Origin of the sequence: Micromonospora sp. NPDC050695 (genome assembly GCF_040654415.1) — a bacterium.
Classification (GTDB): Bacteria; Actinomycetota; Actinomycetes; order Mycobacteriales; family Micromonosporaceae; genus Micromonospora.
Window position 1 is genome coordinate 144880 of sequence record NZ_JBFAHZ010000011.1, and the last position, 26703, is coordinate 171582.

A 26703-nucleotide genomic window follows, 5' to 3' on the forward strand; every position below is an offset into this window, starting at 1 on the left:
CCGGAATCAGCGTGATGCCACACAGGCATCAAGATGACTCTCCGGCATCACGTTCAACGGAGACATCGGCTCCGCTCGGGCATGAGGCGAGTCGCGAACGACCAACTCCTCCCATGCCACCGCAGTCAACCCGGCGCGGTCGGCCCGGCGCGGTCGGGTCAGCCGGACAGGGTGCGGCGGCCACCGCGCATCCGCTGCCGGGGCGGCGGGGCGGCTGGCTTCGGCCGCTTGAGGTGATAGCGGTGCAGCTCGTTGTTGCCGGGCAGGGACGGGTCCTCGCTCATCGCGACCAACTCCCAGCCCTGGTCGCCGGCCCGGTTCAGGTGGGCCAGTGCGGTGTCGCCGTACGGCGTCACGTCGACCATCGAGCCGTCCGGGCCATACCAGACGAAGACGACCTCCCAGCCCAGGTCGTTGGTCGCGGCCTGACGGCGGCGGACCAGCAGGGCGTACTCCCACTTGAGCATGGCGTCATTCTCACCCCCCGGCGGCCCGCCGGCACGGATCAATCCTCGGCGATCCGCCCGGCGTCGACCCGCAGCCGTCGGTTCGTCTCGATCGCGGCCAGCATCCGCCGGTCGTGAGTCACCAGCAGCAGCGTGCCCGGGTAGCTGGCCAGCGCCGACTCGAGCTGCTCGATGGCGGGCAGGTCCAGGTGGTTGGTGGGCTCGTCGAGCACCAGCAGGTTGACCCCGCGCCCCTGGAGCAGGGCCAGCGCCGCGCGGGTCCGCTCGCCCGGGGAGAGGGTGGCCGCCGGCCGCGGCACGTGCGCCGCACGCAGGCCGAACTTGGCCAGCAGGGTCCGTGCGTCGGCCGGCGACAGGTGGGGTACAGCCGTCTGGAACGCGTCGATCAGCGGCGCGTCGCCGAGGAACAGGCCGCGGGCCTGGTCCACCTCGCCGACCACCACGCCGGGCCCGAGCGAGGCGGTGCCCTCGTCCAGCGGCAGCCGCCCCAGCAGCGCGGCCAGCAGCGTGGACTTGCCCGAGCCGTTCGCCCCGGTCACCGCGACCCGGTCCGCCCAGTCGATCTGGAGGTCGACCGGGCCGAGGGTGAAGCCGCCCCGGCGTACCACCGCGGAGCGGAGCGTGGCCACGACGGCGCCGGCGCGGGGCGCGGCGGCGATCTCCATCCGCAGCTCCCACTCCTTGCGGGGCTCCTCCACCACGTCCAGCCGTTCGATCAGCCGCTCGGTCTGCTTGGCCTTGGCGGCCTGCTTCTCGCTCGCCTCGCTGCGGAACTTGCGGCCGATCTTGTCGTTGTCGGTGGCCTTGCGTCGGGCGTTCTTCACGCCCTTGTCCATCCAGCCACGTTGGGTGCGCGCCCGCGCCTCCAGGCCGGCCTTCGTGTCGGCGTACTCCTCGAAGTCCGCGCGGGCGTGCCGGCGGGCCACCTCGCGCTCCTCCAGGTAGGCCGCGTAGCCGCCGCCGTAGTGGTTGACCTGCTGCTGCGGCAGGTCCAGCTCCAGCACCCGGGTCACCGTGCGGGTGAGGAACTCCCGGTCGTGGCTGACCAGCACCGTGCCGGCCCGCAACCCGGTGACGAACTCCTCCAGCCGCTCCAGCCCGGCCAGGTCCAGGTCGTTGGTCGGCTCGTCGAGCAGGAACACGTCGTACCGGCTGAGCAGCAGCGACGCGAGCCCCGCCCGCGCCGCCTGGCCGCCGGAGAGCCCGGTCGTCGGGTGGTCCAGGTCGACCGCGAGACCCAGGTCGGCGCTCACCTGCTCGGCGCGTTCGTCCAGGTCCGCGCCGCCGAGGGCGAGCCAGCGCTCCAGCGCGTCCGCGTACGCGTCGTCCGCGCCGGCCTTCCCCTCGGTCAGCGCCTCGGTCGCCGCGTCCAGCGCCGCCTGCGCGGCGGTCACCCCGGTCCGGCGGGCCAGGAAGTCGCGGACCGTCTCGCCCGGTCGCCGTTCCGGCTCCTGCGGCAGGTGCCCGACGCTCGCCGTGGGTGGGCTGAGCCGCACGCTGCCGGCCTCGACCGGCAGCAACCCGGCGAGGGTACGCAGCAGCGTCGACTTGCCGGCTCCGTTCGGCCCGACCAGCCCGACCACGTCGCCGGGGGCCACCACCAGGTCCAATCCGGCGAACAGCGGGCGGTCGCCGTGCCCGGCGGCCAGGTCCTTGACGATCATCGTGGCGCTCATCAGGACGGCAGCCTATCCGGCTGCCCGCATACGAGCCGACGGCAGCGGGCAGACTCAACGGCGTGGTGACCACACTGGCGATCGACTGCGGTGGCGGCGGCATCAAGGCGTCGGTGCTCGACGAGGCTGGCACGATGCGGGCCCGGCCGCTCCGGGTGCCCACCCCGTACCCCCTGCCGCCCGCGCTGTTCGTCCGGACCCTGCGGGATCTGGGCGGCCGTCTGCCGACGGCGGACCGGCTGACGGTCGGCGTACCCGGGATGATCCGGCACGGCGTGGTGGTGGCCACCCCGCACTACGTGACCCGCAGCGGCCCCCGCAGCCGGGTCGACCCGGAGCTGCTCGCCGAGTGGTCCGGATGGGACGCGCGGGGAGCGTTGGCCGACGCGTTCGGGGTGCCGGCGCTGGTGCTCAACGACGCCGAGGTGCACGGGGCGGGTGTCGTCGCCGGCACCGGCTGCGAGCTGGTGCTGACCCTGGGGACCGGGCTGGGCAGCGCGCTCTTCGACGGCGGGGTGCTCGCACCGCACCTGGAGCTGTCGCACGCGCCGGTGCGCTGGGGCACCACCTACGACACGTACGTGGGTGAGCCGGAGCGCCGCCGGCTCGGCGACGCCTTCTGGTCCCGACGCATCCGGCAGGTGGTGGACGGTCTCCGCCCGGTGTTCCGTTGGGACCGGCTCTACCTGGGCGGGGGCAACTCGCGGCTGATCCGGCCGGAGCAACTGGCCCGGATGGGCGACGACGTGGTGGTGGTGCCCAACACGGCCGGAATCGTCGGCGGTGTCCGTGCCTGGGAGCTGGCCGCCGGCCGCCGGGACGCCCGAACCTGACCCGATCGCGACCCGATCCCGACCCCGGGAACAGTCGCCAAACGCCCATTGTTGTGCCAGCGTCGGAACAGGTGACGGTGCGACCCGAGGAGGTGGGCAGATGGATCTTCTGGCGGACTACCGGCGGGCGACCATGTTCTTCGAGACCGGAGACCCGAGCGGAGCGGCCCGACTGCTGGAGCCGATCGTCGACGCCGAACCCGGCAACGCGGCGGTCCGGCAGCTGCTGGCCCGGGCGTACTTCCAGTCGGCTCAGCTCAACCGGGCCGAGCAGCATCTGCGGGAGCTGGTCGACCGCGACCCGAGCGACCACTACGCGCACCACGTGCTCGGTCGGACGCTGGAGCGGCTGAACCGGCACTCCGACGCGCTGCGGCACCTGCGGATCGCCGCCGCCATGTACGCGGCCAACGACGACTACCGGGCGGCGTTGGAGCGGGTTGAAGCCCGGGTGGGCGGCACGCGCTGACGCGCATCCGGTGACGAGCAGGGGCGGTCCTTCGGGGCCGCCCCTTCGTCGTCCGGCAGGCGGGCCGCCGGGCGTGCCTAGGATGGCGGACATGGGACCTGACCGGCCGGGGGCTGCGGCATGAAGCTCAAGCTGGACCTGCACGACATCTTCAACAAGGGGCAGGACATCGACCGCGCGTTGCGCGGGATCATGGATGAGGCGGTGGCGAAGAAGGCCACCCTCGTCGAGATCATCCCCGGCAAGGGGTCGGGGCAGCTCAAGAAGCGGGTGCTGCGGTTCCTCGACCAGAAGGACGTCAAGCAGCTCTACCACCGCGTGGAGAAGGACTCGAAGAACTTCGGCCGCCTCTTCGTCCACTTCCGCTGGAAGTAGAAGCGGCATGGCCTCTGACCTGCATAGCAGTCCGCTGCCAGGGCCGATGAACCATGATCATGCCGTGTCCAGGCCGTCAAGGGCTTCCGGAGCAACATCGCCGCCCTGGTCCTCACCGAGTGCCTTGTCGATGGCCCGGCGGGTGCGATCCTCGCTGGCCGGCAGTAGGTGGGTGTAGGTCCGGAGGGTGAAGCCCGGGTCCGCGTGGCCCAGGTAGGCCGACAGGGCCTTGATGCTCTCCCCGGCGTCCAGGAGGACCGAGGCATAGGTGTGCCGCAGAACGTGCATTCCGTTGTGTCGGTCATCGGGAACGCCAGTCGCCCGGATCGCCGGCTTCCAGACGCCGGAGTTGAACATCGAGCGGGACAGCGCCAGGCCGGCAGGCGTCGTTAGGTACAGCTCTACGGTTCGTGGTTCACCGGTCAGCGTTTCCCACGGCAGGGTGACCGCGAGGGGTGGGCAGTCCTTCGCGTGTTGTCTCAGCCTGCGGGCTACCGAGTCCGGTAACGGAACCTCGCGGGACTTGCCGCCCTTTGGCGGCGCGAAGATCAGCGAGCCGCGAACGAGTTTGATCTGCCGAGTGATGTGCAGGACCGGACGGGTCGGGTCGAGATCCCCGGGGCTGACCGCGAAGATCTCTCCTTGCCGTAGGCCGACACAGACTGAAGGGCCGGCCCCTGAACACCCGATGACCGACCCCGGCACCGTCGCCGCGGTGTACGCCGCCCTGTTCGCAGACCACTGGATCCAGACCTAGCACCAGGCCGACACCAAGGGGCAGCCCGGGTGGCGGGGCCGGTTGGCCTGCGTTCGGCACGTGGCCACCTACGGCGCGACCCAGCTGGTAGCGCTCGGGCTGCTCGCCCTGGCCGCCGACCTGACCGTGTCCCCGGTCGGTCTCGCCGCCCGGCATGGCGGTCAACCTGACCACCCACAATCACGGAAACCGTTGTGGTGTAAGGGATTCAGGCACTCCATGAACCAGCGGGCAGTCGCCCTACGTTACCTCTATGAGTGGCAAAGTATCCTAGATGATTGGACGGTTTGAAGTGGATCCCGCCCACACTGGTTCGTCAGGGCACGGCATGCGTTTTAACATCACTCAACTTGAAGCGGCCGCCAAAACCACCGCGAGGGGCCTTCTCGCGACCAAAGACTCACATATGGCCGCATGGGTAAATTTGGTGAGAATGACTGCGACTGACCCAAAGTACTCCGCCTACCGGGAGCAGACCGAGGAACTGGAGAAGCCCTGCCCGGAGTGGCAAAACAATGTAAATGTAGCAATGTTGATTGACTATATCTACAACACTCGAAACGATCGCCCTTCGCGGTTTAATGAATTTCTTGAGGCCCGCCGAGCAGCCGTTTACTCCCCACCAGGCCACTTGCCACAAGCGCCCGCACAGATGGCACAGATAGCCAGTAGTAGTTCGAGTCAGTACGACGGGCAGCAGCGGGAGGTCACACCCCAGGCGTCGGAGGAGCGCGGAAGTGACGCCTGGTGGAGAACGCAGCTGATCAAATTCGCACATTCAGATATGAGCATTCGTACCTTCGCGGCAGGTGTCGGTGTTGAGTACCATGAGATGAGGGAAACAGTAATTGCGAGAAGCAGGCCACGAATTTTTAACTCTTTGCCTGACAGTGTCAAACTTAGGCTCAGCAGGGCTTACGTGATTTCGCCGAATGCCATTCTTCCAGCGTCGACCGCTGCGACGAATTTCGCTGGCCATCGGCCAGGTGGCCAGGGCCGGGGACCGAGGTAATCTCAGCAACGCATAAGGGTTTTATTGGAGCGACACGGACGAAGGCGGCGAGTCGGGCGGGGTGGTGAAAACAGGCGTGGAGCCATCGATAGACACGTCCGTAGTTCAGGGCCACCACCTCCCCCACGCATCGGTCGCCGCACTGGCGTTTTCCGCGCCAGTCATCCGCACAGCGTGCTACGTCGATCGCCCGACGGGGCGCAGGCCGGCGAGCTGAACGAAGATCTCCCGCTTTTCGACGGCGTTGCCCCGGTCATCGAGTTGGTAGCCCGTCACCCAGGCCCAGCCCCGATAGGTCGGCTTTGGGCACACCGAGATCACCCGCAACCGGAACCGCTGCCTCAGGAACTGCACCGAGGCTTCGCGGTCGATCCATAGTTCCTCGCCGGGTTTGGGCGAGCGGGGCTGCGGCCTGGCCCACGCGCGGCCCTCCTGCTCGGTAGGCATGAAGGTCCCTTCCCGCTCGAAGGTTGCCCTGCCCGGCCGAGTCGAAGGAGCCCGGCCGGGCAGGGGGTACGAGTACGGCCTTGCGCGCGGCACCATCCTGCACACGGTCCGGGTGCTGGTCGATGAGGGCCTGGTCTACGTGGTGCCCGGGAAGGGCACGTTCGTCAAGGCTCGCTGAACTGACGGCGAACCATCAAGATCATGCCGTGCTCAGGCCGTCCAACGAGAACCACGGCTGACTATTGTTGACCGACCGTGCCAGGTGTTGCAGCAGCTCAGGGGCGCACTCGTCCGAATTGATCTACTACGGACCCGGCCTAGACCAATACCGCTGGAAGTAGCTACCGAACGGCGTTCAGCGCGGGCGGGCGTGTGATGGCCGGAGTGCGGGAGACGGCACGGACTAGCCAGGCTGAACGGTCGGTGTCAGCGCTGGCCCGCCGGATGGACGGAGAACATCTGCCGCGCCGGCCGCAGTGGCACTGTCAGATATGCGCGGCTGACACACCCTGGCCGTGCCATCCCGCGCGGGTGCGCCTGGCCGAGGCGTACGGGCGTGACCGCATCGGCCTCTTCGGGCGGCGGGGCATGGAAGACCAACCCGAACCCCCACCGGTCAAGCGAGGCCTCCTCGATGGTGGGCTGCCGCTGGACCGGAACGGCCCGACCGGCGACCTCCGCCCGCTTCACCTCGGCGGTCTCCGCGTCCACGTGCAGCGAGACGAGGCGTACGGTCCGCTGCGGCACGACCCGGACCCGCAGTGTGCGCTCACCACCGACGGTGCTGTCCGAAACGAGCTGCACGGCCGGGGCCGGCAGGTTGGCGTTCTGCGCCGTGCCGACCCGCAGCGACTTGTCGCCCAGGGCGGGGAACCACCACCGAAGCGACGCCCGCTCGACCGGGCTGACGTGTTCGGCCGTCCACGGCTGGAGTTCCTCCTCGTGGCTGACCCATTGCGCCTCGCCCGTGTCGGTGTCCAGGGCGTACATCAGGTGGGTGGGCGCGGGATGGGCGGCGTCGAAGCGGTCGACCGCCAGCCCGACCCCGGCGAGCACCACCGCCGCGGCGGCGGCCCCGGCCGGCACCACCGCGAGCCGGCGGGCCCGCAGCGTCAGCAGCCCGCGCTGGCCGCCGGCCTGCGGGTGCAGCAGGTCGACCACTGGGAGTGCGGTCAGGCCGAGCAGCACCGCGACGAGCGCGGCCACTCCGCCCATCGCCATCCCCAGCGCGGGGAAGAGCAGTACCACGGTGGGCAGCAGGATGACCACACCGACCGCGGCGGCGGCGGTCACCGCCACCACCGGCCACGGCCCGGTCTGCCGGGTCCGCAGCGCGACCAGCCCGCCGAAGGCGCCGGCCAGGGCCGGCAGGGTGGTGAGGTACGCCCCACCGGGCACCGCCACGGCGAGCAGCACCCCGAGCAGGGCCAGCCAGGCCAGCCCGCCGACGGCCAGAGCGGCCGGGCCGATCCGGCGGCGCAGCAGCGCGTACCAGGTGACCACGATGGCGGCGGCGAGCGCCAACACGGCCAGCCGGTACCAGATCGGCCGGTACGGGTCGAGCAGCTCCGCGTACCCCGGGCGGATCATGGTGATCGCCAACCAGAGCAGCTGGGCGGCGACCGGCGCGGCCAGGATCGGCACCAGGGCCAGCGCGAAGCCGGCGGCCAGCCGGCCGGCGCCGGCCCGGCCACTGCGGCGGGTCAGCCACGCCAGCGCGGCCACCGCGGCCACGGCGAGCAGGGCCAGCGGCAGGGTGAGCCAGCCGGGATAGCGGACCAGCAGACCGGGGACGGGGAAGTAGGTGGCGTCGTGCCCGGAGCGCAGGTCGGTCAGGTCGGTGCGGCCGAACTCCCGGCGAGGCCCAGCGCGTTGTCCCCGTGCTGCTGGAGGCTGCCCCGGTCCATCGCTGCCGGGGTGTCCAGCGGAGTGTGGTAGATCGCGCCGCCGTCGATGTACGCCGAGTTCAACCCGACGAACTTCTGGTCCAGGAACGCGGTGAAGTCGGTGTCGTTCGGCAGCGCCCGGTAGATCTCCACCGCGAACGAGGTGCCGACCGGATGCGGGGCGGCCCGGCCGAAGACGTCCACCAGCTTCGCGTTGTTCACCGACGTCTCGAACATAATCAGCGGGCCGGTGGAGCCGCGGGCCTCCAGGTTGAGCACCACCCCGCCGTCGGCGGCCAGCGGATGGCTCGCGGCGAACGCGGACGCTCCGCAGAGGCACGCCTCCTCGGCGTCGGTCAGCACGAAGACGATGTCGTTGCGCGGCCGGGGGCCGACCGTCAGCGCCCGCGCCACCTCCAGGATCGCGGAGGTGCCGGCCGCGTCGTCGTTGCCGCCCGGCCCGGTCTGCACCGAGTCGTAGTGGGCGACCAGGAACACCCGGCCCGTCGAGTCGGTGCCGGGCAGCCGGGCCACCACGTTGCGGACCCGGGCCAGCGTCGCCCCGCCGGCCGCCCCGCTGAGCTGACCGGCCTCCGGCGCCACGGTGTCCTGCACCTCGGTCTCCAGGCCAAGCCCGCGCAGCCGTTGCTCGATGTGCGCGCGGACCTGCTCGTTGGCCGGGCTGCCGGCGACGTGCGACCGGGCCGCGATCACCTGAACGTCCTCGTACGCCCGGCCGGCGCTGAACTCGCCCGTCGGCGCGCTCGCCGGCCTGGGCGCCGGGGTGCGCAGGTCGAGCAGGCTGCCGGCGCTCACGGCGGACAGCGCGGCCAGCGCCGCCGCGGCGGCCAGGAGCCGCCGGCGGGGTCGGGCCAGCGCACGGTTGGCAGGGGGTACGCCCGGACCTGGGCGGGCGGGCCTGCCCGTCGCGGCCTGGGTGGGGGGTGCGCCCACGGGGACTCCTCGGGGGTGGTGGGGCCTGGGGTGGCACCATCCTGCCGTCCGGCGACCCCGGGCGGGATGGCCGGTCGGCCACCGATCGCCCCGTATGTTCGTCGGCGGGCAGTGACGCGCCCCATCCCCGCCCGCGCCTCGGTCACCGTGTTGTGTGCGACCGTTGTCTAATACAGGATCAGCGGGGCACTCGGAAGGAGCCCGACATCACCAGCGAACTCCCGCGTCTCGCGGCGGTGACCCGGCCGCACCGGGGGGCCGGCCTGGCCGGTTCTGCCGTCGTGCCGTACCCGCACGGCGGCCTGGCGCGGCACGCGAACCTGCCGCCGGGCGAGCGGTTGCGGGTGCTGCTGGTGGAGGACGACGAGGGCGACGCCTTCCTGGTTGGTGAGCTGCTCGCCGAGACCAACTCGATGATCGACCTGCTGGTCGCCACCAGCCTCAGTGAGGCGCGGCAGCGGATCACCGGCGTCGACTGCGTCCTGCTCGATCTTGGCCTGCCCGACGCGCAGGGGCTGGACGGGCTGCGTCAGGTGCTGGAGATGTCCAGCGGCGCGGCCGTCTGCGTGCTGACCGGCCGGACCGACGAGCACCTGGGCATCGTGGCGGTCGCCGAGGGCGCACAGGACTACCTGGTCAAGGGCCAGGTGGACGGGGTGCTGCTGACCCGGGCGCTGCGCTACGCGGTGGAGCGCAAGCGGGCCGACGAGAACGCCCGCCGGCTGCGCGAGGTCGAGCTGCGCCAGGCCGAGTCGGCCCGCCTCGAACGCGGTCTGCTGCCCCAGCCGCTGATGACGACCGACCAGGTGGCGGTGCACACCTTCTACCGGCCGGGCCGGCACGCCGCGCTGATCGGCGGCGACTTCTTCGACGTGGTGCAGACCCGCCCGGACCGTCTGTACCTGATCGTCGGGGACGTCTGCGGGCACGGGGTGGACGAGGCGGCGCTCGGCGTCGAACTGCGGGTGGCCTGGCGGGCGCTGGTGCTCGCCGGCGTACCGGACGACGAGGTGCTGCCCGCGCTGGAGCAGGTGCTGATGAGCGAGCGCCGACTCCAGGAGATCTTCGCGACGGTGGCCACCACCCGCCTGGACCTGGACGCCAACCGGGCCACCGTCCGACTCGCCGGGCATCCGCCGCCGCTGCTGCTCTCCGGCGGCCAGGTCGCCCCGGTACCCGCGCCCGGCGGCCTCCTGCTGGGCGTACGACCCCGCCGGCCGATCGCCTACGACCTGGAGTTCGACACCGATGACTGGTCCCTGCTGATGTACACCGACGGCCTGATCGAGGGGCGGGTCGGCGACGGCAACGAGCGCCTCGACGTGCCGGGTCTGAGCGGGCTGCTCGACGAGCCGGCCAACCGCGAGGTGTCGCTGCCCGAGCTGCCGGCGTGGCTGGTCGGCCGGGCCGAGCAGATCAACGGCGGTCCGCTCGCCGACGATGTGGCCATGCTGCTGGTCAGCCGGGGTGGTGGCCGGTGAAGCCGGTGGTCGGCGGCTGGAGTCTGCGCCGCCGGGTGATCACCCTGCTCACCGTTGTGGGTGTGCTGCTGATCGGTCTGGCCACCGCGGAGGCGGCGATGGCCGCCCGCAACCGCACCCAGATCGACGCCATCCTCAACCAGACGGGCCCGCTGCGGGTGCAGTCGCAGGAGCTGCTCAACGCGCTGCTCGACCAGGAGACGGCGGTTCGCGGGTACGCGGTCAGCGGTAAGCCGGCCGACCTGCGTCCGTACCGGGAGGGGCTCGCGCAGGAACAGAACGTCGTCGGCGCGATGCGGGCGCTGCTCGACGACTATCCGCAGATCGGCCAGGAGCTGCGGATCGTCGAGGAACGTGCCGGCCAGTGGCGGCAGTCGGTGGCCGAGCCGGTGATCGCTATCACCGAGCGCAGCGGCACCAGGGCGGGTCAGGCGCTGGTCACCGACCAGGCCCGGCAGCAGTTCGACCAGGTCCGCTCCGCGGTGGGGGACCTCCAGCAGGAGATCCTGGTCGCCCGGGAGAAGGCCGCCGCCGCGGTCCGCAGCAGCAGCAACATCCTGGTCGTCCTGTTGATCGTCGCCGCCCTGGTGGTGGTCGTGGCCGGCGCGGTGCTGCTGCTCTCGCTGGACCGGATGGTGATCCGGCCGCTGACCGGGCTGGCCACCCAGGTCCGCGAGGTCGCCGAGGGCGACTACCAGCACCGCATCGCGACCGTCGGCCCACCCGAGTTCATCCAGCTCGGCGACGACGTGGACGCGATGCGCCAGAAGATCGCCTCCGACCTGGCCGAGGTCCGGGAGGCCCGGGAACGCATCGAGTGGGTCAACAGCCAGCTGCAGAAGCAGGCCGAGGAGTTGACCCGGTCCAACCGTGACCTGGAGCAGTTCGCGTACGTGGCCTCGCACGACCTCCAGGAGCCGCTGCGCAAGGTGGCCAGCTTCTGCCAGCTGCTCCAGCGTCGCTACGCCGGGCAGCTCGACGAGCGGGCCGACCAGTACATCGCGTTCGCCGTCGACGGCGCGCAGCGGATGCAGCGCCTGATCAACGACCTGCTCGCGTTCTCCCGCATCGGCCGCCTCACCACCGGTTTCACCGAGGTCGACCTGAACAAGGTGCTGGGTGACGTGGCCGGCCAGACCGAGGCCGCCCGGCAGTACGCCGACGCGGAGCTGACCTGGACCGAGATGCCGGTGATCCGCGGCGAGGAGCCGCTGCTCACGAACCTGCTGGCGAACCTGGTCAGCAACTCGATCAAGTTCCGCCGTGCGGACGTGCCGCCGAAGGTGCACGTGTCGGCCCGGCTGGTCGGCACCGAGTGGGAGATCACCTGCCAGGACAACGGCATCGGGATCGAACCGGAGTTCGCTGACAAGATCTTCGTGATCTTCCAGCGGCTGCACTCGAAGGACGCGTACCCGGGCACCGGCATCGGGTTGGCCATCGTCAAGAAGATCGTGGAATACCACGGTGGCCGGGTCTGGGTGGACACCGACGTGGCGGAGGGCACCGCGATCCGGTTCACTCTGCCGGCGCTCCCCGAGGACGTCGAGGCGGCTGCCGCCGCGGCCGCCGCCGTCGACTCGCCGGAGCAGCCGCAGCCTCCCGCGACGGGCGACGCGTCGGTCTCGACCGAGGCGCCGGAGCAGTCCACCGACCCGGACCGGCCGGACCGGGCCGACGGAGCCCCGGAAAGCGGTAGAACGGGTGACATGAGGGAGACGGTGGGATGACCGCGCCAGCGGACGGCAAGAGCGCGATCGAGGTCCTGCTCGTGGAGGACGATCCGGGTGACGTGTTGATGACCCAGGAGGCGTTCGAGGAGCACAAGCTCCGCAACCGGCTGACCGTCGTGTCCGACGGCGCCGAGGCGCTCGCCTACCTGCGGCGGGAGGGCCCGTACGCCGACGCGGTGGCACCCGACCTGATCCTGCTCGACCTCAACCTGCCCCGCCGCGACGGCCGGGAGGTGCTGGAGGAGATCAAGAAGGACGAGGATCTGCGCCGCATCCCCGTGGTGGTGCTCACCACGTCCCAGGCCGACGAGGACATCCTGCGCAGCTACCAGCTGCACGCCAACGCCTACGTGACCAAGCCGGTGGACTTCGAGCGCTTCATCTCGGTGGTCCGCCAGATCGACGAGTTCTTCGTCAGCGTGGTCAAGCTGCCGCCGCGTGGCTGACACCCTGCTCGACGACGTCGGCGATCTCCTCTGGGAGGCCGCCGAGCAGGTCGTGCTGCCGCTGTTCCGCAAGCTCGACGACGCCGACGTGTCGGAGAAGGCCCCGGGCGAGGTGGTCACCGTCGCCGACCGCCGGGCCGAGGAGCTGATCTCCGCGAGGCTGCGTCGCCTGCGCCCCGGCTCGATGGTGGTCGGCGAGGAGGGCGTCGCCGACGATCCCGAGCTGCTGCGGCACGTGCGCGACGGCGGGGACGTCTGGCTGGTCGACCCGGTCGACGGCACCGCCAACTTCGCTGCCGGCCGCCGCCCGTTCGCCCTGATGGTGGCGCTGCTGACCGACGGTCGGCCGACCGCCGGCTGGATCCTCGACCCGCTGGCCGAGACCCTGGCCTCGGGTTGGGCCGACGACGGGGCACTGCTCAACGGCCAACCGGTGGACGGCGGCGCCGGGGTGCCGCCGCTGGGCGAGCTGCGCGGCGCGGCGATGACCCGGTTCCTGCCCCCGGAGACCCGCGACCGGGTCCGCGCCGGCGGCCGGCGACTCGGCGAGCTGCTGCCCGGCCAGCACTGCGCCGGCCGGGAGTACCTGGACATCCTCACCGGTGAGCAGCAGTTCACCATCTTCTGGCGCACCCTGCCGTGGGATCACGCCCCGGGCGCGCTGCTCGTGCGTGCCGCCGGTGGTGTGGCCCGCCGCTTCGACGGCGTCGACTACCACCCCGCCGACGAGGGTCGTGGTCTGCTCGTCGCGGCCAACGAACAGGTCTGGGCCGAGGTGCACGAGGCCCTCCTCAGCTCCTGATCCGCGCACCGCGCGATCGTGGTGGCACGCTGCGTCGACACCCGGGCGGCAGGACGGTCACAGGGCTGGTCACCGGCGGGCGTTCCGGTATCGTGACCGGCGGTCTTCGCCAGCAGGCCGGCGGTCGACGGAAGGACGCTTTCGTGCCCAGGACCAGGCTCAGCCAGCGGCGCGCTCGCCGCGCTCTGCTCGCCGTGCTCGCCGCCGTCGCGCTGGTGCTCGTCGGTGGAGCCGTTCCCGCGTACGCGGAGCCCGACGAGGGTGGCACGAAGAAGCTCCAGGACGCGTTGGAGTTGACCGCCAAGGGCCACATCGAGGCCAAGGCCAGACTCGACAACTCCAAGCGTCGGCAGACGGCGCTGATCGGCGAGTTGAAGACGGTCGAGGGCCGGTTGGTCGGGCTGACCGCCCAGGTCGGTGAGGTGGCCGCGCAGTCGTACCGGGCCGGTCGGCTCACGCCGGCGTCGATGCTGCTCAACACCGCCACGCCGCAGGCGTTCCTGCAACGCGCCGCCGACCTCGACCTGATGGCCCAGCGGGACAGCAAGCGGCTGCGCGATCTCGTCGACGCCCAGCAGCAGGCGCAGCAGGCCAAGATCGCCATCGACGCCGAGGTGCGTGAGCAGCAGAAGCAGCTCGCCGTGATGGCGAAGAAGAAGAAGGAGGCCGAGGCGGCCCTCGCCGAGGTCAGCTCCGGCAGCAGCAGCGGTTTCAGCGGCGGCAGCTCCGCCTCGGCCAAGCCGGCGCCACGCAACCCGGACGGGTCGTGGCCGTCGGAGTCCTGCTCGGTGAAGGACCCGACGACGTCCGGCTGCATCACCCCCCGCACGCTCAACGCCCTCAAGCAGACCCAGGCGGCCGGCTACAAGCGGCACGTCTCCTGCCAACGTTCGGGCGGTGGTGGTGAGCACCCGAAGGGACGTGCCTGCGACTTCGCGGCCGCCACGAACGGCTTCGAGGACCGCAACGCGACCGGCGGCGACAGGGCGTACGGCGACAGCCTGGCCGCCTGGCACGTGCGCAACGCCGACCGGCTGGGTGTGCTCTACGTGATCTGGTATCAGCAGATCTGGCATCCCGGCACCGGCTGGCGCGCGTACAGCGGCAGCGGCAGTCCGGCCGCCAGCCACACGAACCACGTTCATCTCTCGATGTACTGACCCGAAGCGCCAGCTTCACTGCGTACCATCGCGACGATGAGCACCCCACCATCCGACGTAGCGGCACCGCCCACCTCCGCGGCCGCACCCGTGCCGGTGACCGGCCGGGCGCTGCCCAACGGTCTCGCCGCGTTCCTGGTCTTCTTCTCCAGCGGCGCCGTGCTGGTGCTGGAGACCGTCGCCCTGCGCCTGGTCGGCCCGTACGTCGGGGTGACCCTCCAGGTGACCAGCTCGGTGATCGGCATCGCGCTGGCCGCGATCGCCTACGGCGCCTGGTCCGGCGGCTGGCTGGCCGACCGGCGTGACCCGCGTGGTCTGCTGGCGCCGGCGCTGGTGCTGGCCGGCATCGCCACCGCGATCACCCTGCCCGTCGTCCGGTACGCCGGCGAGGTGCTGCGTGGCAGTGCGGCCAGCGCCATCCTGCTGCTCGTCGCCCTGGCCGTGTTCGTGCCGGCCGCGCTGCTCGCCGCGGTCACCCCGCTGGTGGTGAAGCTGCAACTCGCCGACCTGCGGCGTACCGGTCAGGTCGTCGGCCGGCTGTCCGGGATCGGCACCCTGGGCGGCATCACGGCGACCCTGCTCACCGGCTTCGTGCTGGTCGCCGCCCTGCCCAGCACGGTGATCCTGCTGGCGTTGGCGGTGGCCCTCGGGCTGGCCGGCATCGGCCTCGGGGTCTATCTGCGGCGGCAGGCGCGCACCGACCTGCCCGGTCCGGCCCGGACCCGGGCCGCGCTGGCCGTGCTCGGCCTGATCGGCGCGGGACTGACCACCATCGCCCCGAACCCCTGCGACATCGAGACCGCGTACCACTGCGCCCGGGTGACCACCGACCCCGGCCGGCCCAGCGGCCGGATGCTGCTGCTCAACTCGGCCCAGCACTCGTACGTGGACCTGGCCGACCCGAAGCACCTGGAGTACGCGTACACCAAGTGGATCGGCGCGATCGCCGACGTCGCGGCTCCGGCCGGGCAGCGGTTGGACGCCCTGCACCTGGGCGGCGGCGGTTTCACCGTACCGCGCTACCTGACCGCCACCCGGCCGGGCACCGACAACGTCGTCTTCGAGATCGACGGCGGGCTGGTCGAGCTGGGCGAGCAGGAGCTGGGCGTACGCACCGGACCGGACCTGCGGGTGGTGGTGGGTGACGCCCGGATGCTGGTCGCCGGCGAGCCGGCGGACAGCCGCGACCTGGTCGTCGGCGACGCGTTCGGCCACCTGGTGGTGCCGTGGCACCTGTCCACCCGGGAGATGGCCGCCGAGATCCGGCGGGTGACCCGCCCTGGCGGGGTGTACGTGCAGAACGTCATCGACTACCCGCCGCTGCGGTTCATCCGCGCCGAGCTGGCCACCGTGGCCGCCGAGTTCACGTACGTCGCGGTGATCGCCCCACCGGAGGCGCTCGCCGAGAAGCAGGGCGCCAACCTCCTCATCGTCGGCTCCGACGCTCCGCTGCCGCTGGACGCCATCCGCGCCCGGCTGGGAGAGGTCGACCCGAAGGTCAGCCTGCTGTCCGGCACGGAACTCACCGACTTCATCGGTTCGGCGCTGGTGCTGACCGACGACTACGCCCCGGTGGACCAACTCTTGGCGACCGCCTGATCGGGTGACATCCCTGACCGATTTCGATCCTCAAGGTGTAGGTCGGCTCATCGCGGGCAACAACGGCCACCATGGGTGGTGGGGACCGGAACGGCGCGCAACTCCTCGATGAGCGGTACCGGCTCGTCGAGCAGCTCGGCGCGGGCGGTATGTCGGTGGTCTGGCGAGGCTACGACGAGGTGCTCGGTCGCCAGGTCGCGGTGAAGGTGCTGGCGTCCCGGCTGGCCAGCGACCGGGCCTTCCGGCACCGGATCCGGGTGGAGGCGCAGGCCGCCGCGCGGCTCTGCCACCCCAACATCACCAACGTGTACGACTACGGCGAGTCCGAGCAGGTCGGCCTGACCGTGCCGTACGTGGTGATGGAGCTGGTCGACGGCGCCTCGCTCGCCAACCGGCTCGGCCGGGAGGGCCGCCTGCCGTGGCGGGAGGCGGTGACGATCGCCGCCGAGGTCAGCTCCGCGCTGGCCACCGCGCACGCCCGCGGTGTGGTGCACCGCGACGTCACCCCGGGCAACGTGATGCTCACCTCGACCGGCGTCAAGGTCGTCGACTTCGGTATCTCCGCGCTGGTGGGGGAGAGCGAGAAGGGGCCGGACGGCGCGCTGCTCGGCACACCCGCGTACCTCGCCCCGGAGCGGCTGGACAACGGCCAGGTCTCCCCGGCCACCGACGTGTACGCCGTCGGGCTGCTGCTCTACCGGATGCTCACCGGCCGGCTGCCGTGGCAGGCCAGCACGACCACGCAGATGCTGCGGGCGCACATGTACAACGACCCGGACCCGATGCCCCCGGTGCCCGGCCTGCCGGACGAGGTGACCGACCTGGTGCGGCGCTGCCTGGCCAAGCAGCCCGCCGACCGTCCGGCGACGGCCGAACTGGCTCGGACCCTCGCCGAGGCGGCCGGGATGCTGGCGGCGGTGCCGGTCTCGCCGGCCGCCGGCCCGGTGGACCCCGCGGCACTGGCCAGCGCGGGCACCACGATCCTGCCGTGGTCCGCGGCGACCGACGCGTTGCCGTTGTCGCGTACCCGTAACCGGACCCGTCGGGAGCACCGACGCCGCCGGCGGGTGGAGGCCGGGGTGGCCGCCGTCGGCCTGATCGCGGTCACCGGCGCGATGTGGGGTTTCACCTCGCGCAGCCCGGCCAGCGGCGACGACCGGCCGACCACCGAGGCCCGGATGAGCCTGCCGAAGGCGGCGCCCTGCGAGGTGGCGTACGCGCTGCGCACCGACTCCGGCAAGGAATTCGCCGCCGAACTGACCCTGACCAACAGCGGTGAGCAGGAACTGCGGGACTGGACGATGAGCTTCACCTTCCCCGGTCAGCAGACGGTGACGAAGGCGGAGCCGGCGGCTGTGCAGCAGCAGGGGAGCACGGTGCTGATCCGGCCGGCGGCCCAGCGCACCACCCTGGCGCCCGGCGCGGCCGAGAAGCTCACCCTCGCCGGCACGTACAGCGGCGCGAACCCGCTACCGGTGGAGTTCCGGGTGGGCGACTCCACCTGCGGGGTACGCGTCTCCGGGGTGGCCGGCAGCACGCCGTCCACCGCCCCGCCGAGCAAGGCGGCGACCGTGCCGGCCCCGCCGAAGAAGACGACGGTACGCAGCGGCTCGGGCGGCGGCGCGCCGAAGGCGAAGCCGCCGAAGCCGGCCAAGGCTGCCCCGAAGCCCAACGATGCCAAGGGGCCGGGTGGTCCGGGAAAAGGATGAGACATCCCGAGGGGCACGGACCTCGTCGGCGTTGACGGTCAGCGTCGTCCCGCGAACCGCTGCACCTGGTCGATCCCGCCCTCCACGACCAGCACCCCACCCTGGGCCAGCGCCGTGTTGTCCGAGGCGTACCGGAAACGCTCACCCGGCGCCTTCGCGCCGATCACCCGGACCCCGTAGCGCTCGTCCGGGCGCAGGTCGAGCAGCGTACGACCGACCAGCGACTCCGGCACCCGGACGGTGGCGATCGCGAAGTCGTCGTCGAACTCGATGAAGTCGAGCAGCCGACTGACGATCAGATGGGCCACCCGGTCGCCGGTCTCCGCCTCCGGGAAGATCACGTGGTGCGCGCCCACCGACGACAAGATCTTGGCGTGCTTCTGCGATGTCGCGCGGGCCCAGATCTGCGGCACACCCAGCTCGGCCAACGCCAGCACGGTGAGCACGCTCGCCTCGACCGAGGCCCCGATGGCCACCACCGCCTGGCCGAACCCGGTGACGCCGAGCTGCCGTAACGCCCCCTCCTCGGTCGCGTCGGCCTGCACCACCCGGTCGAGCTGGGCCGACCAGCGCTGCACCTGGTCCGGATTGCGGTCGATGGCCAGCACCTCGCGGTCCATCCGGGTGAGTGACCCGGCCAGGTGGCAGCCGAACCGACCCAACCCGATCACCACGATGCCGCCGCCGTCCGATCGTCTCGCCGACACCTCGACCCTCCTCGCAGCTAGCCGACAATGGGTTGTTCCTGGGGGTAGCGGTAGAGCCTGCGCCGGGTGTTCAGGGCGATCGCCGATCCGAGGGTGAGCGGCCCGACCCGGCCGATGAACATCAGCACGGTCAGCACCACCTGGCCGCTGGCCGGCAGCTCACCGGCCAGGCCGATGGTCAGCCCGGTGGTGCTGAACGCGGAGGTGACCTCGAACAGGGCCGCGACGAAGCGCACCCCCTCGGTGAGCAGCAGCAGGAGCATGGTCCCGGCCGCGACCAGCGCGACGCTGAGCAGGGCGACGGTGACGGCCTGCCGCTGGCTGGCGGTGGCCACCCGGCGGTGTCCGACCGTGACGTCGGGCTCGCCGCGCAGCTCCGCCCAGATGGTGAACGCCAGCAGGAAGAACGTGGACACCTTGATGCCCCCGGCGGTGCTGGCGCTGCCACCGCCGATGAACATCAGCACGATCAGCAGCGGGTAGCTCTCCTCCTGCAGCTCGGCGATGTCCAGGACGCTGAAGCCACCGGTACGGCTCAACGCGATCTGGGTGAACGACGCGAGCACCTTGCCTTCGGCGTCGTACGAGCCGATGGTGCTGGCGTTGGTCCACTCGGCGGCGAGCAGGCCGACGAAGCCGAGCAGCACCAGGGCGACGCTGCCCCAGATGGTCAGCTTGGTGGCCACCGCCCAGCCGGTCGGCTTGCGCCACTCACGGACCGCCTCGAACAGGGCGGGGAACCCGAGCCCGCCGACGATGGCACCGAATGCCAGCGGCAGCGACACCCACGGATCGCGGTCGAAGGCCAGCAGACCGTCGCTGTAGAGCGCGAAGCCGCCGTTGTTGAACGCCTGGACGGCGTGGAACACGCCCGACCAGAGCGCGTCACCGAACGTGTAGTCGTACGCCCACCACAGCCGGCCGGTGACCAGCGCGGTCATCACCGCCTCGCAGGCGAAGACGGTCACCGCGATGCGGCGCAGCAGCCGGGCCACGTCCCCGATGCCGAACTCGGCCGTCTCGGCCTGCACCAGCAGCCGGTCGCGCAGGCCGAGCTGGCGCGAGACCACGAGGATGACCAGGGCCGCGGCGGTGAGGATGCCGAGACCGCCGAGCTGGGTGAGCAGGGTGATCACCAGGAGACCCCCGCCGGACCAGTAGTTGGGGGTGTCGGTCATGGCCATACCGGTCACCGACACCGCCGAGGTGGCGGTGAACAGGGCGGTGACCAGGGGCGGTCGCTGATGTTGGACGGTGGCCCAGCGCGCCATCAGCAGCGCGGTGCCGAGCAGTATCGGCACCAGGAACCCCAGCGGCACCAGCCGCACGGGGTTGCGGAAAAACCGGCGCACCAGACAATCTTCCTTTTCCGCGCAGGCGTCGGAGTGGGAACGCCCATTCCGGAGATTCACCTGCCGTCCAGACATCGACCAACTCCCGGCCAATCGCGGGCGGTCTGCTATCCGCGGCATTCCCCGATGACAGGAGACGGCGTTGCGACGTACCCTCTCGACCTTCGGCGTGGCCGGCGCGCTGCTCGCCGCCGCCGTGGCCGTGCCCACCATGGCCGCCGCCGGCCCCTCGGCCGAGGCGAACCGCACCCGGGCGGACGACCGCCCGATCGTGATCGGTCACCGAGGTGCCAGCGGCTACCGGCCGGAGCACACGCTGGAGGCGTACCGGTTGGCGATCCGGATGGGCGCGGACTACATCGAGCCGGACCTGGTGTCCACCTCCGACGGCGTCCTCGTCGCCCGGCACGAGAACGAGATCTCCGGCACCACCGACGTGTCGACGCACCCGGAGTTCGCCGCCCGCAGGGCGACGAAGACCATCGACGGTGTCGCCGTGACCGGCTGGTTCACCGAGGACTTCACCCTGGCCGAGTTGAAGACGCTGCGGGCCAAGGAGCGACTTCCGCAGGTCCGCGTCGCGAACACCGCCTTCGACGGCCGCTTCGAGGTGCCCACCCTCCAGGAGGTGATCGATCTGGCTCGGACCGAGGGGCGGGCACGGGGCCGCACCATCGGCATCTACCCGGAGACCAAGCACCCGAGCTACTTCACGTCGATCGGCCTGCCGTTGGAGGAGCCGCTGCTGAAGGTGCTGCGGCAGAACAAGCTGGACCACAAGAACTCGCCGGTCTTCATCCAGTCGTTCGAGACCGCCAACCTGCGTCGGCTGAGCCGGCTCACCGACGTGAAGCTGGTCCAGCTCCTCGACGCCACCGGCCGCCCGTACGACTTCACCGCCGCCGGCGACACCCGCACCTACCAGGACCTCGCCACGGCTGCCGGCCTGAAGTGGATCGCGGGTTACGCCGACGGGATCGGCGCGAACAAGAACCTGATCGTGCCCCGCGACGCCGCCGGCAAGCTGCTCGCCCCGACGAACGTGGTGCGTGACGCACACCGCGAGCGGCTGCTCGTGCACTCCTGGACGTTCCGTGCGGAGAACCAGTTCCTCCCCGTGGACTTCCGGATCGGCACCGACCCGAACGCGCGCGGCGACATCACGGCCGAATACGAACTCTTCCTCGGCCTGGGACTGGACGGCGTGTTCAGCGACCACCCCGACACCGCCGTCGCCGCCCGCGCCGGCCTCGCCACGCGCTGACCCGCTCCGCGCCTCGGCGGGTGTCCCCGCCGAGTTGACCGCGGTCCGGAGCTGATCCGCTCCGGGCCGAGCGCCGGGCCGATCACGCCCGGCCCACACGCTGGCCCGTCGTCCGCCACCCGGACGGCGGGCCAGCGACACGTCCGGTCCGCCGAGGTGCCCGCCGAGGTGCCCGGCCAGGTGGCCTCGCGGGAGTGGGCACCACCTCCGAGCCTGCCCACGCCCGCCAACCCACGCCCGCCGACGCGTGCCTGTCCAAGGTCACGCTCGATCCCGGATCGAGTGGTATCCCCGCGAGTCCGAGACCACTACATCCACGATCGAGCACGATCGAGACCACGCCGCAGGCGGGACCAGACAGCAACATCAGTGATGTTGTGGTGATCTTCGCTCAGTGCGTACGGCATCGGGTTATCGGTGACCGTCTGTTCGGCGGTCGTTGGCGGTGTCCGCGCCCGGCCGACCACGACGGGCCCTGCGACCGAGCGAGTGGGGCGGATGGCGCGAGGCGACACACGCCTTGGCTGGTCCGTGGGGTTCGGGGCCATCGAGAGCGCGGACCCTCCGGTGGTAACGCGGTGCGCTGTAACCCCGGCCACCTCATTCCTGTTACTTGTGTGTTTCTGCCACATAGCTCGTGGGTGACGTCACTTCTAGCGTGAGCCGACAACACAGCATCCTGTCCTCACCTGGAGTCGCGATGACGGTCCGGCACACGCGGCGGGCGTTCCTCTCCGCCGCCACGATGATGGCGGCGGCACTGGCCGCCACGGCCTGTGGTAGCCCGCAGGACACCGCCACCGGCGGCGGCGACAGCGCCGCGCCGGTCAAGGTCGGCCTGGTGTACTCCGAGTCGGGAGCCCTGGCCAGCTACGGAAAGCAGTACATCGAGGGGTTCAAGGCGGGGTTGGACTTCGCCACCCAGGGCACCGGCAAGGTCGGTGACCGGAAGATCGAGCTGACCGAGGTCGACGACGCGGGTGACCCGGCCAAGGCGGTCTCCGCGGCGAAGGACCTGATCGGCAAGGGCACCAAGATCATCGCCGGTTCCACCGCCTCGGGTGTGGCGCTCCAGGTCGCGCCGATCGCGGCACAGAACAAGGTTCTGTTCATCTCCGGCCCGGCCGCCACGGACGCGGTGACCGGCGCGAACAAGTACACGTTCCGCTCCGGGCGACAGTCCTACCAGGACGTGGTGACCGCCAAGTCGTTCATCGGCGACCCGGCCGGCAAGAAGGTCGTGGTCTTCGCTCAGGACGGCGCATTCGGCGACGCCAACGAGGCCGCCGTCAAGGCCGTCATCGGTGGTGCGGGCGCCACCGTGAGCAGCGTGCGGGCCCCGGCCAGCGCCACCGAGTTCACGCCGTTCGCCAGCCAGATCAAGTCGGCCAAGCCGGACCTGCTGTTCGTGGCCTGGGCCGGCACGACCGCCCCGGCGATGTGGCAGACCCTCGACCAGCAGGGTGTTCTCTCGTCCACCACGGTCGTCACCGGTCTGGACATCCGTGCCTCGTGGCCGACCTTCGGCGCCGCCGGCGCGAAGATCTCGTTCCTGTCGCACTACTTCGACGGTGCCAGCGACACCGAGGCCAGCAAGGCGTTGAAGGCCAAGGTCAGCACCATCGACCTGTTCCACCCGGACGGCTTCGCCGCCGCCCAGATGGTGGTCCGCGCGGTGCAGGAGGGTGGGGACGACGTCGACAAGATGGTCACCGCCCTGGAGGGCTGGAGCTTCGACGGGGTCAAGGGCAAGATGACCATCCGGGCTGCGGACCACGCGCTGCTCCAGCCGATGTTCCAGGCCAAGCTGACCGGCAGCGGCACCGCCTTCACGGCGACCGCGCAGAAGAGCCTCACCGGTGACGAGACCGCGCCACCGGCCGTGGCCATGAAGGGCTGAGAAATGCTCGCCACCCGCGGTCTGACCTGGCGGATCGGTGAGGTCGCCATCGTCGACAGCGTCTACCTCGACCTGGCGCCCGGGGAGTTCCTCGGCGTGATCGGGCCGAACGGCGCCGGCAAGACCTCACTGTTCAACCTGATCACCGGCCTGCGCCGGGCCACCGAGGGTCGGATCACCCTGGACGGGCAGGACATCGGGGCGCTTCCGCCGCACCGGCGGGCCCGCCTCGGGTTGGGCCGTAGCTTCCAGGCGTCCTCGGTCTTCGGCTCGCTGAGCGTGCGGGAGAACGTCCGGCTCGCCGTGCAGGCGCACCGCGGGGGCTCGATGGCACTGTGGCGGCGGGCGGCGGCCGACCGGGAGGTCGCCGCCGCGGCCGACACGGCGCTCGACCGGGTCGGCCTCGCCCACCGGGGTACGGCGCTCGCCGGCACCCTGGCGCACGGCGAGAAGCGCAAGCTGGAGATCGCCCTGCTGCTCGCCGGTGAACCGCGGGTGATGCTGCTGGACGAGCCGATGGCCGGGGTCAGCGCCGAGGACGTACCGGAGCTGGTCGCCGTCATCAAGTCGTTGACCGGTGACAGCGGCCGGGCGGTGCTGATGGTCGAGCACCACATGGACGTCATCCTCGAACTGGCCGACCGGATCGCCGTCATGCACCACGGCGCGCTGCTGGCCTGCGACACCCCGGAGACGGTGATGGCCAACCCCACGGTGCAAGAGGCCTACCTGGGGGAGTCGCTGTGAGCGAACCGATCCTCAGTGTGGAGGACCTGTCGGTCCGGATCTCCGGGCTGCACATCCTCCAGGGGGTGTCCTTCACGGTCGCCCCGACCGGAGTGACCGTCCTGCTCGGTCGCAACGGCGTCGGCAAGACCACCACGCTGCGCGCGATCGTCGGCCTCACCCCGCCCGCCGGGGAGGTCCGCGGCACCATCCGGATGGGCGCGCAGAGCCTGCTGGCCCGGCCCACCCACCGGCTGGTCCGCGGCGGGCTCGGCTACGTGCCGGAGGACCGGTGCGTGTTCGCCGGCCTCACCGTCGCCGAGAACCTGCGGCTCGCCGAGCGGCGCGGCACCAGCCCGGCGTACGACAAGGTCTTCGCGCTCTTCCCGGAGCTGGACCGGCGCGGACGGCAACGGGCCGGTTCGCTCTCCGGTGGGCAGCAGCAGATGCTCGCGATCGGGCGGGTGCTGCTCAACGACAACCGGCTGCTGCTGGTCGACGAGCCGACCAAGGGGTTGGCGCCGAAGGTGGTGACCGAGGTGGCCGAGGTGGTGGAACGGGTCGCGGAGTCGGTGCCGGTGCTGCTCGTGGAGCAGAACCTGGCGGTCGTACGCCGACTGGCCCGCGACGCGGTGGTGCTGGCCGCCGGCAAGGTGGCCTGGACCGGCGACGCCCGTGAGCTGCTGCTGGAGACGGCGCTGACCAAGTCGCTGCTCGGTGTCGGCTCGGCGGAGGTGGCCTCGCCGAGCGCGAGGAGTGAGCTTGCGAGCCCCGCAGTCGCGAGGAAGGACCAACGCTGATGGGCACCGTGATCCTGTTGGCGTTGACCGGCCTGGGTCTGGCGGCGCTGTACTTCCTGGTCGCCTCCGGCCTGTCCCTGGTCTTCGGCCTGGCCGACGTGCTCAACTTCGCGCACGGGCTGTTCCTCGGCGTCGGCGCGTACGGCACCTGGTGGGCGGCGGGCAACCTGCCGGGCGCCGGCTCCGACGGGTTCGGCTTCGTGGTGGCGGTCGCCTTCGGGGTGGCCGCCGGCACGCTGGTGGCGATCCTGGTCGAGTTGGTGCTGATCCGCCCGCTGTACTCCCGCACCATCGAGCAGGTGCTGGTCACCGTCGGTCTGTCGCTGGCCGGCGTGGCGTTGCTCCAGGCGACGTGGGGTGCGGACGCCCGCACCTTCCCGCGCCCCGACTGGACCCGGCAGGTGACCGGGATCCTCGGCGCGCAGGTGCCCAACGGCGGCCTGCTGCTGATCATCGCGGCGGTGCTGGTGCTCGGCGCGATCCTGGCGTTCCTGCGCTGGACCCGGTACGGCCTGGTGATCCGGGCCGGCGTGGAGAACCGGGAGATGGTGACCGCGCTCGGCATCGACGTGCGCAAGGCGTTCACGCTGGTCTTCGCGATCGGTGGGGCGGCCGCCGCGCTCGCCGGCGCGCTGGGCGGGGTCTACTTCGGCACGGTCTCGCCCGGCCAGGGCGGCTCGCTGCTGATCTTCGCGTTCATCGTGGTGGTGATCGGCGGCATGGGCTCGGTGGTCGGCTCCGCGTACGCGGCCGTCGTGGTGGGGCTGGTGCAGCAGTTCGTCAACTACTACGGCACGTCCGGGCTGGGCGACATCTGCGTGGTCGGGCTGTTGGCCGTGGTGCTGCTGCTGCGCCCGCAGGGCATCGCCGGAAAGGTGGCAACGGCATGACGGTGATCGACGCTCCTCCCGCGCAGGTGCCCGACGAGTTGACCCCGCAGCGGGGGCGGTGGCACCGCGTCCGCCCGTTCCTGCCGCTGGTCGCGCTTGTCGTGCTGGCGATCCTGCCGTACTCGACGATCTCGCTACCGGGGATCTTCGAGGGGCCGGTCAACTCGCCCGGCACCCTGCAACTGCTCGCCATCTGCCTGATCTTCGGTGGGCTGGCCGCCGGGTACGACCTGCTCTTCGGCCGGACCGGGATGCTCTCCTTCGGGCACGCGCTGTACTTCGCCGCCGGCGTGTATGGCACCGACATCCTGGTCACCCGGGCCGGTCTACCGCTGTGGCAGGCGGCGCTGTTGACCATCACCGGGGGAACGATCCTCGCGGCGCTGCTCGGAGCGGTGGCGCTGCGCACCGTGGGCATCGCGTTCGCCATGGTCACGTTGGCGTTCGCCCAGGTCGGGGCGATCCTGGTGGCCCGGGACTTCGGTGGGCTCACCGGCGGCGAGGAAGGTTTGCCGCTGGACGTGTCCGGCCTGCCCGCCGGGCTGGTGGGGGTGACCAACACGGTCAACCTGTACTGGCTGGCACTGGCGTACCTGACGCTCGTGGTCTTCGTGGTGCACCGGGTGAGCGGTTCGCCGACCGGTCGGGTGCTCGCCGGGCTGCGTGACGACGAGCGGCGGATCGGTGTGCTCGGGCTGGACCCGTACCGCTACAAACTGGTGGCGTTCACCCTGGCCGGCGGGTTGGCGTCGGCGGGCGGGGTGGTCTACGTGCTGATCGTCGGCGGTGCGTCGCCGCACATCACGTCCTCCGAGCTGACCCTGTCGCTGCTGGTCATGGTGGTGCTCGGCGGGCCGGGCACCCGGTGGGGGCCGGTGCTCGGCGGTGTCCTCTACATGTACCTGGACCACCGGCTCACCGCGTTCGGCACGAGCGACGCGGTCGACAACCTGCCGGCCGTCCTCAGTCATCCGCTGAGCCAGCCCCTCTTCGTCCTGGGCACGGTGTTCATCCTGGCCGTCTACTTCTTCCCCGGCGGCCTGACCAGCCTGGCTCCCCGCCTGTCCCACCTGACCAGATCCCTGCGCCCCCCACGCTGACCCCGCACCCACCCCCACCCCGTCGATCATGAGGTTATTGTCGCGACACGCCGTGTCGAAGGTGGGAGTGTCAAGTTAACGGCTGATCTTGGTTGTTGAGGTGGTCAGTCGTTGGCCGGGGTGAGCCGGCCCTCGAAGGCGATCTGGAAGGCGTTCAG

At 71.2% G+C, this 26703-nt stretch carries 25 protein-coding genes and 1 pseudogene; 18 read left to right on the forward strand and 8 right to left on the reverse strand.

Annotation, left to right across the window (positions count from 1 at the left end):
- Positions 1-158 precede the first annotated feature (158 nt).
- Both AB0H52_RS11680 and AB0H52_RS11685 read right to left on the reverse strand, forming a co-directional pair.
- On the reverse strand, positions 159-467 hold the full coding sequence (locus tag AB0H52_RS11680) for a hypothetical protein (protein WP_151492198.1): 309 nt from the start codon (positions 465-467) through the stop codon (positions 159-161).
- A gap of 38 nt (positions 468-505) precedes the next feature.
- Positions 506-2143 carry an ABC-F family ATP-binding cassette domain-containing protein gene (locus AB0H52_RS11685; RefSeq protein ID WP_357946782.1) on the reverse strand — a complete coding sequence of 546 codons (1638 nt, stop codon included), beginning with the start codon at positions 2141-2143 and terminating at the stop codon, positions 506-508.
- A gap of 62 nt (positions 2144-2205) precedes the next feature.
- Between AB0H52_RS11685 and AB0H52_RS11690 the strand changes: the two genes are divergently transcribed.
- The 3 genes from AB0H52_RS11690 to AB0H52_RS11700 all read left to right on the forward strand — a co-directional run bounded on the left by AB0H52_RS11690 (position 2206) and on the right by AB0H52_RS11700 (position 3820).
- Complete coding sequence (locus tag AB0H52_RS11690) at positions 2206-2976, forward strand: ROK family protein (protein WP_151492196.1); 771 nt, start codon at positions 2206-2208, stop codon at positions 2974-2976.
- Between the two features lie 100 nt (positions 2977-3076).
- The gene (locus tag AB0H52_RS11695) at positions 3077-3445 is read left to right on the forward strand and encodes a tetratricopeptide repeat protein (RefSeq protein WP_151492195.1); all 369 of its coding nucleotides are present in this window, start codon (positions 3077-3079) and stop codon (positions 3443-3445) included.
- A 120-nt stretch (positions 3446-3565) separates the two neighbouring features.
- Positions 3566-3820 (forward strand): Smr/MutS family protein, encoded by a 255-nt coding sequence (locus AB0H52_RS11700; RefSeq protein ID WP_088987488.1) that lies wholly within the window; start codon positions 3566-3568, stop codon positions 3818-3820.
- Positions 3821-3877: 57 nt separating this feature from the next.
- On the opposite strand, the gene AB0H52_RS11705 is transcribed toward AB0H52_RS11700, so the two are convergent.
- On the reverse strand, positions 3878-4525 hold the full coding sequence (locus AB0H52_RS11705) for a site-specific integrase (RefSeq protein WP_225854853.1): 648 nt from the start codon (positions 4523-4525) through the stop codon (positions 3878-3880).
- On the opposite strand from AB0H52_RS11705, the pseudogene AB0H52_RS11710 reads away from it, so the two are divergent.
- Positions 4509-4673: pseudogene (locus AB0H52_RS11710) on the forward strand (transcriptional regulator); the annotation flags it as partial. The gene AB0H52_RS11705 and the pseudogene AB0H52_RS11710 overlap by 17 nt on opposite strands.
- A 1093-nt stretch (positions 4674-5766) precedes the next feature.
- On the opposite strand, the gene AB0H52_RS11715 reads toward AB0H52_RS11710, so the two are convergent.
- Positions 5767-6036, reverse strand: coding sequence for a hypothetical protein (locus AB0H52_RS11715; RefSeq protein WP_357946787.1), 270 nt, complete (start codon positions 6034-6036; stop codon positions 5767-5769).
- On the opposite strand from AB0H52_RS11715, the gene AB0H52_RS11720 reads away from it, so the two are divergent.
- Positions 6035-6214 (forward strand): hypothetical protein, encoded by a 180-nt coding sequence (locus AB0H52_RS11720; RefSeq protein ID WP_357946790.1) that lies wholly within the window; start codon positions 6035-6037, stop codon positions 6212-6214. The genes AB0H52_RS11715 and AB0H52_RS11720 overlap by 2 nt on opposite strands.
- A gap of 248 nt (positions 6215-6462) precedes the next feature.
- Here the strand turns inward: AB0H52_RS11720 and AB0H52_RS11725 are convergent, their stop codons facing one another.
- Together AB0H52_RS11725 and AB0H52_RS11730 are read right to left on the reverse strand one after the other, a co-directional pair.
- Positions 6463-7770: a hypothetical protein gene (locus AB0H52_RS11725; protein WP_357946793.1), complete on the reverse strand. Its 1308-nt coding sequence runs from the start codon at positions 7768-7770 to the stop codon at positions 6463-6465.
- A gap of 98 nt (positions 7771-7868) precedes the next feature.
- Positions 7869-8876, reverse strand: coding sequence for a M28 family peptidase (locus AB0H52_RS11730; RefSeq protein ID WP_357946796.1), 1008 nt, complete (start codon positions 8874-8876; stop codon positions 7869-7871).
- Between the two features lie 236 nt (positions 8877-9112).
- On the opposite strand from AB0H52_RS11730, the gene AB0H52_RS11735 reads away from it, so the two are divergent.
- From AB0H52_RS11735 to AB0H52_RS11765, 7 genes are all read left to right on the forward strand, one after another.
- Entirely contained in the window at positions 9113-10357 is a 1245-nt protein-coding gene (locus AB0H52_RS11735) for a fused response regulator/phosphatase (RefSeq protein ID WP_225854790.1), read from the forward strand.
- Positions 10354-12087, forward strand: coding sequence for a sensor histidine kinase (locus AB0H52_RS11740; protein WP_151492697.1), 1734 nt, complete (start codon positions 10354-10356; stop codon positions 12085-12087). Before AB0H52_RS11735 ends, AB0H52_RS11740 begins: the two co-directional genes overlap by 4 nt.
- Entirely contained in the window at positions 12084-12536 is a 453-nt protein-coding gene (locus AB0H52_RS11745; RefSeq protein ID WP_151492698.1) for a response regulator, read from the forward strand. The genes AB0H52_RS11740 and AB0H52_RS11745 overlap by 4 nt, the downstream gene beginning before the upstream one ends.
- Complete coding sequence (locus AB0H52_RS11750; protein ID WP_151492699.1) at positions 12529-13338, forward strand: inositol monophosphatase family protein; 810 nt, start codon at positions 12529-12531, stop codon at positions 13336-13338. The genes AB0H52_RS11745 and AB0H52_RS11750 overlap by 8 nt, the downstream gene beginning before the upstream one ends.
- A 143-nt stretch (positions 13339-13481) precedes the next feature.
- The gene (locus tag AB0H52_RS11755) at positions 13482-14498 is read left to right on the forward strand and encodes a hypothetical protein (RefSeq protein WP_151492700.1); all 1017 of its coding nucleotides are present in this window, start codon (positions 13482-13484) and stop codon (positions 14496-14498) included.
- A gap of 36 nt (positions 14499-14534) precedes the next feature.
- Complete coding sequence (locus AB0H52_RS11760) at positions 14535-16097, forward strand: fused MFS/spermidine synthase (RefSeq protein ID WP_225854791.1); 1563 nt, start codon at positions 14535-14537, stop codon at positions 16095-16097.
- A 71-nt stretch (positions 16098-16168) separates the two neighbouring features.
- Positions 16169-17806, forward strand: a complete 1638-nt coding sequence (locus AB0H52_RS11765) for a serine/threonine-protein kinase (RefSeq protein WP_357946803.1) — start codon at positions 16169-16171, stop codon at positions 17804-17806.
- Positions 17807-17844: 38 nt separating this feature from the next.
- Here the strand turns inward: AB0H52_RS11765 and AB0H52_RS11770 are convergent, their stop codons facing one another.
- Together AB0H52_RS11770 and AB0H52_RS11775 are read right to left on the reverse strand one after the other, a co-directional pair.
- A complete protein-coding gene (locus tag AB0H52_RS11770) occupies positions 17845-18513 on the reverse strand; it encodes a TrkA family potassium uptake protein (protein ID WP_151492702.1) in 669 nt (222 codons plus the stop codon).
- A gap of 17 nt (positions 18514-18530) precedes the next feature.
- Positions 18531-19865: a potassium transporter TrkG gene (locus AB0H52_RS11775; RefSeq protein WP_357946806.1), complete on the reverse strand. Its 1335-nt coding sequence runs from the start codon at positions 19863-19865 to the stop codon at positions 18531-18533.
- A gap of 142 nt (positions 19866-20007) precedes the next feature.
- On the opposite strand from AB0H52_RS11775, the gene AB0H52_RS11780 reads away from it, so the two are divergent.
- The 6 genes from AB0H52_RS11780 to AB0H52_RS11805 all read left to right on the forward strand — a co-directional run bounded on the left by AB0H52_RS11780 (position 20008) and on the right by AB0H52_RS11805 (position 26545).
- Positions 20008-21129, forward strand: a complete 1122-nt coding sequence (locus tag AB0H52_RS11780; protein ID WP_357946809.1) for a glycerophosphodiester phosphodiesterase — start codon at positions 20008-20010, stop codon at positions 21127-21129.
- Positions 21130-21829: 700 nt separating this feature from the next.
- On the forward strand, positions 21830-23029 hold the full coding sequence (locus AB0H52_RS11785; protein WP_357946812.1) for a substrate-binding domain-containing protein: 1200 nt from the start codon (positions 21830-21832) through the stop codon (positions 23027-23029).
- 3 nt (positions 23030-23032) lie between these two features.
- Positions 23033-23776, forward strand: coding sequence for an ABC transporter ATP-binding protein (locus AB0H52_RS11790; protein WP_357946815.1), 744 nt, complete (start codon positions 23033-23035; stop codon positions 23774-23776).
- Entirely contained in the window at positions 23773-24555 is a 783-nt protein-coding gene (locus AB0H52_RS11795; RefSeq protein ID WP_151492454.1) for an ATP-binding cassette domain-containing protein, read from the forward strand. Before AB0H52_RS11790 ends, AB0H52_RS11795 begins: the two co-directional genes overlap by 4 nt.
- Positions 24555-25445 carry a branched-chain amino acid ABC transporter permease gene (locus AB0H52_RS11800; protein WP_151492455.1) on the forward strand — a complete coding sequence of 297 codons (891 nt, stop codon included), beginning with the start codon at positions 24555-24557 and terminating at the stop codon, positions 25443-25445. The genes AB0H52_RS11795 and AB0H52_RS11800 overlap by 1 nt, the downstream gene beginning before the upstream one ends.
- On the forward strand, positions 25442-26545 hold the full coding sequence (locus AB0H52_RS11805) for a branched-chain amino acid ABC transporter permease (protein ID WP_357946818.1): 1104 nt from the start codon (positions 25442-25444) through the stop codon (positions 26543-26545). The genes AB0H52_RS11800 and AB0H52_RS11805 overlap by 4 nt, the downstream gene beginning before the upstream one ends.
- Positions 26546-26703: the final 158 nt, after the last annotated feature.

Excerpts from the sequence above, each read along its gene's own strand:
- AB0H52_RS11680 (WP_151492198.1), bottom strand. The coding sequence starts at position 467 with ATGCTCAAGTGGGAGTACGCCCTGCTGGTCCGCCGCCGTCAGGCCGCG.
- AB0H52_RS11685 (WP_357946782.1), bottom strand. The coding sequence starts at position 2,143 with ATGAGCGCCACGATGATCGTCAAGGACCTGGCCGCCGGGCACGGCGAC.
- AB0H52_RS11695 (WP_151492195.1), top strand. The coding sequence starts at position 3,077 with ATGGATCTTCTGGCGGACTACCGGCGGGCGACCATGTTCTTCGAGACC.
- AB0H52_RS11700 (WP_088987488.1), top strand. The coding sequence starts at position 3,566 with ATGAAGCTCAAGCTGGACCTGCACGACATCTTCAACAAGGGGCAGGAC.
- AB0H52_RS11720 (WP_357946790.1), top strand. The coding sequence starts at position 6,035 with ATGAAGGTCCCTTCCCGCTCGAAGGTTGCCCTGCCCGGCCGAGTCGAA.
- AB0H52_RS11715 (WP_357946787.1), bottom strand. The coding sequence starts at position 6,036 with ATGCCTACCGAGCAGGAGGGCCGCGCGTGGGCCAGGCCGCAGCCCCGC.
- AB0H52_RS11745 (WP_151492698.1), top strand. The coding sequence starts at position 12,084 with ATGACCGCGCCAGCGGACGGCAAGAGCGCGATCGAGGTCCTGCTCGTG.
- AB0H52_RS11760 (WP_225854791.1), top strand. The coding sequence starts at position 14,535 with ATGAGCACCCCACCATCCGACGTAGCGGCACCGCCCACCTCCGCGGCC.
- AB0H52_RS11765 (WP_357946803.1), top strand. The coding sequence starts at position 16,169 with ATGGGTGGTGGGGACCGGAACGGCGCGCAACTCCTCGATGAGCGGTAC.
- AB0H52_RS11785 (WP_357946812.1), top strand. The coding sequence starts at position 21,830 with ATGACGGTCCGGCACACGCGGCGGGCGTTCCTCTCCGCCGCCACGATG.
- AB0H52_RS11790 (WP_357946815.1), top strand. The coding sequence starts at position 23,033 with ATGCTCGCCACCCGCGGTCTGACCTGGCGGATCGGTGAGGTCGCCATC.
- AB0H52_RS11800 (WP_151492455.1), top strand. The coding sequence starts at position 24,555 with ATGGGCACCGTGATCCTGTTGGCGTTGACCGGCCTGGGTCTGGCGGCG.
- AB0H52_RS11805 (WP_357946818.1), top strand. The coding sequence starts at position 25,442 with ATGACGGTGATCGACGCTCCTCCCGCGCAGGTGCCCGACGAGTTGACC.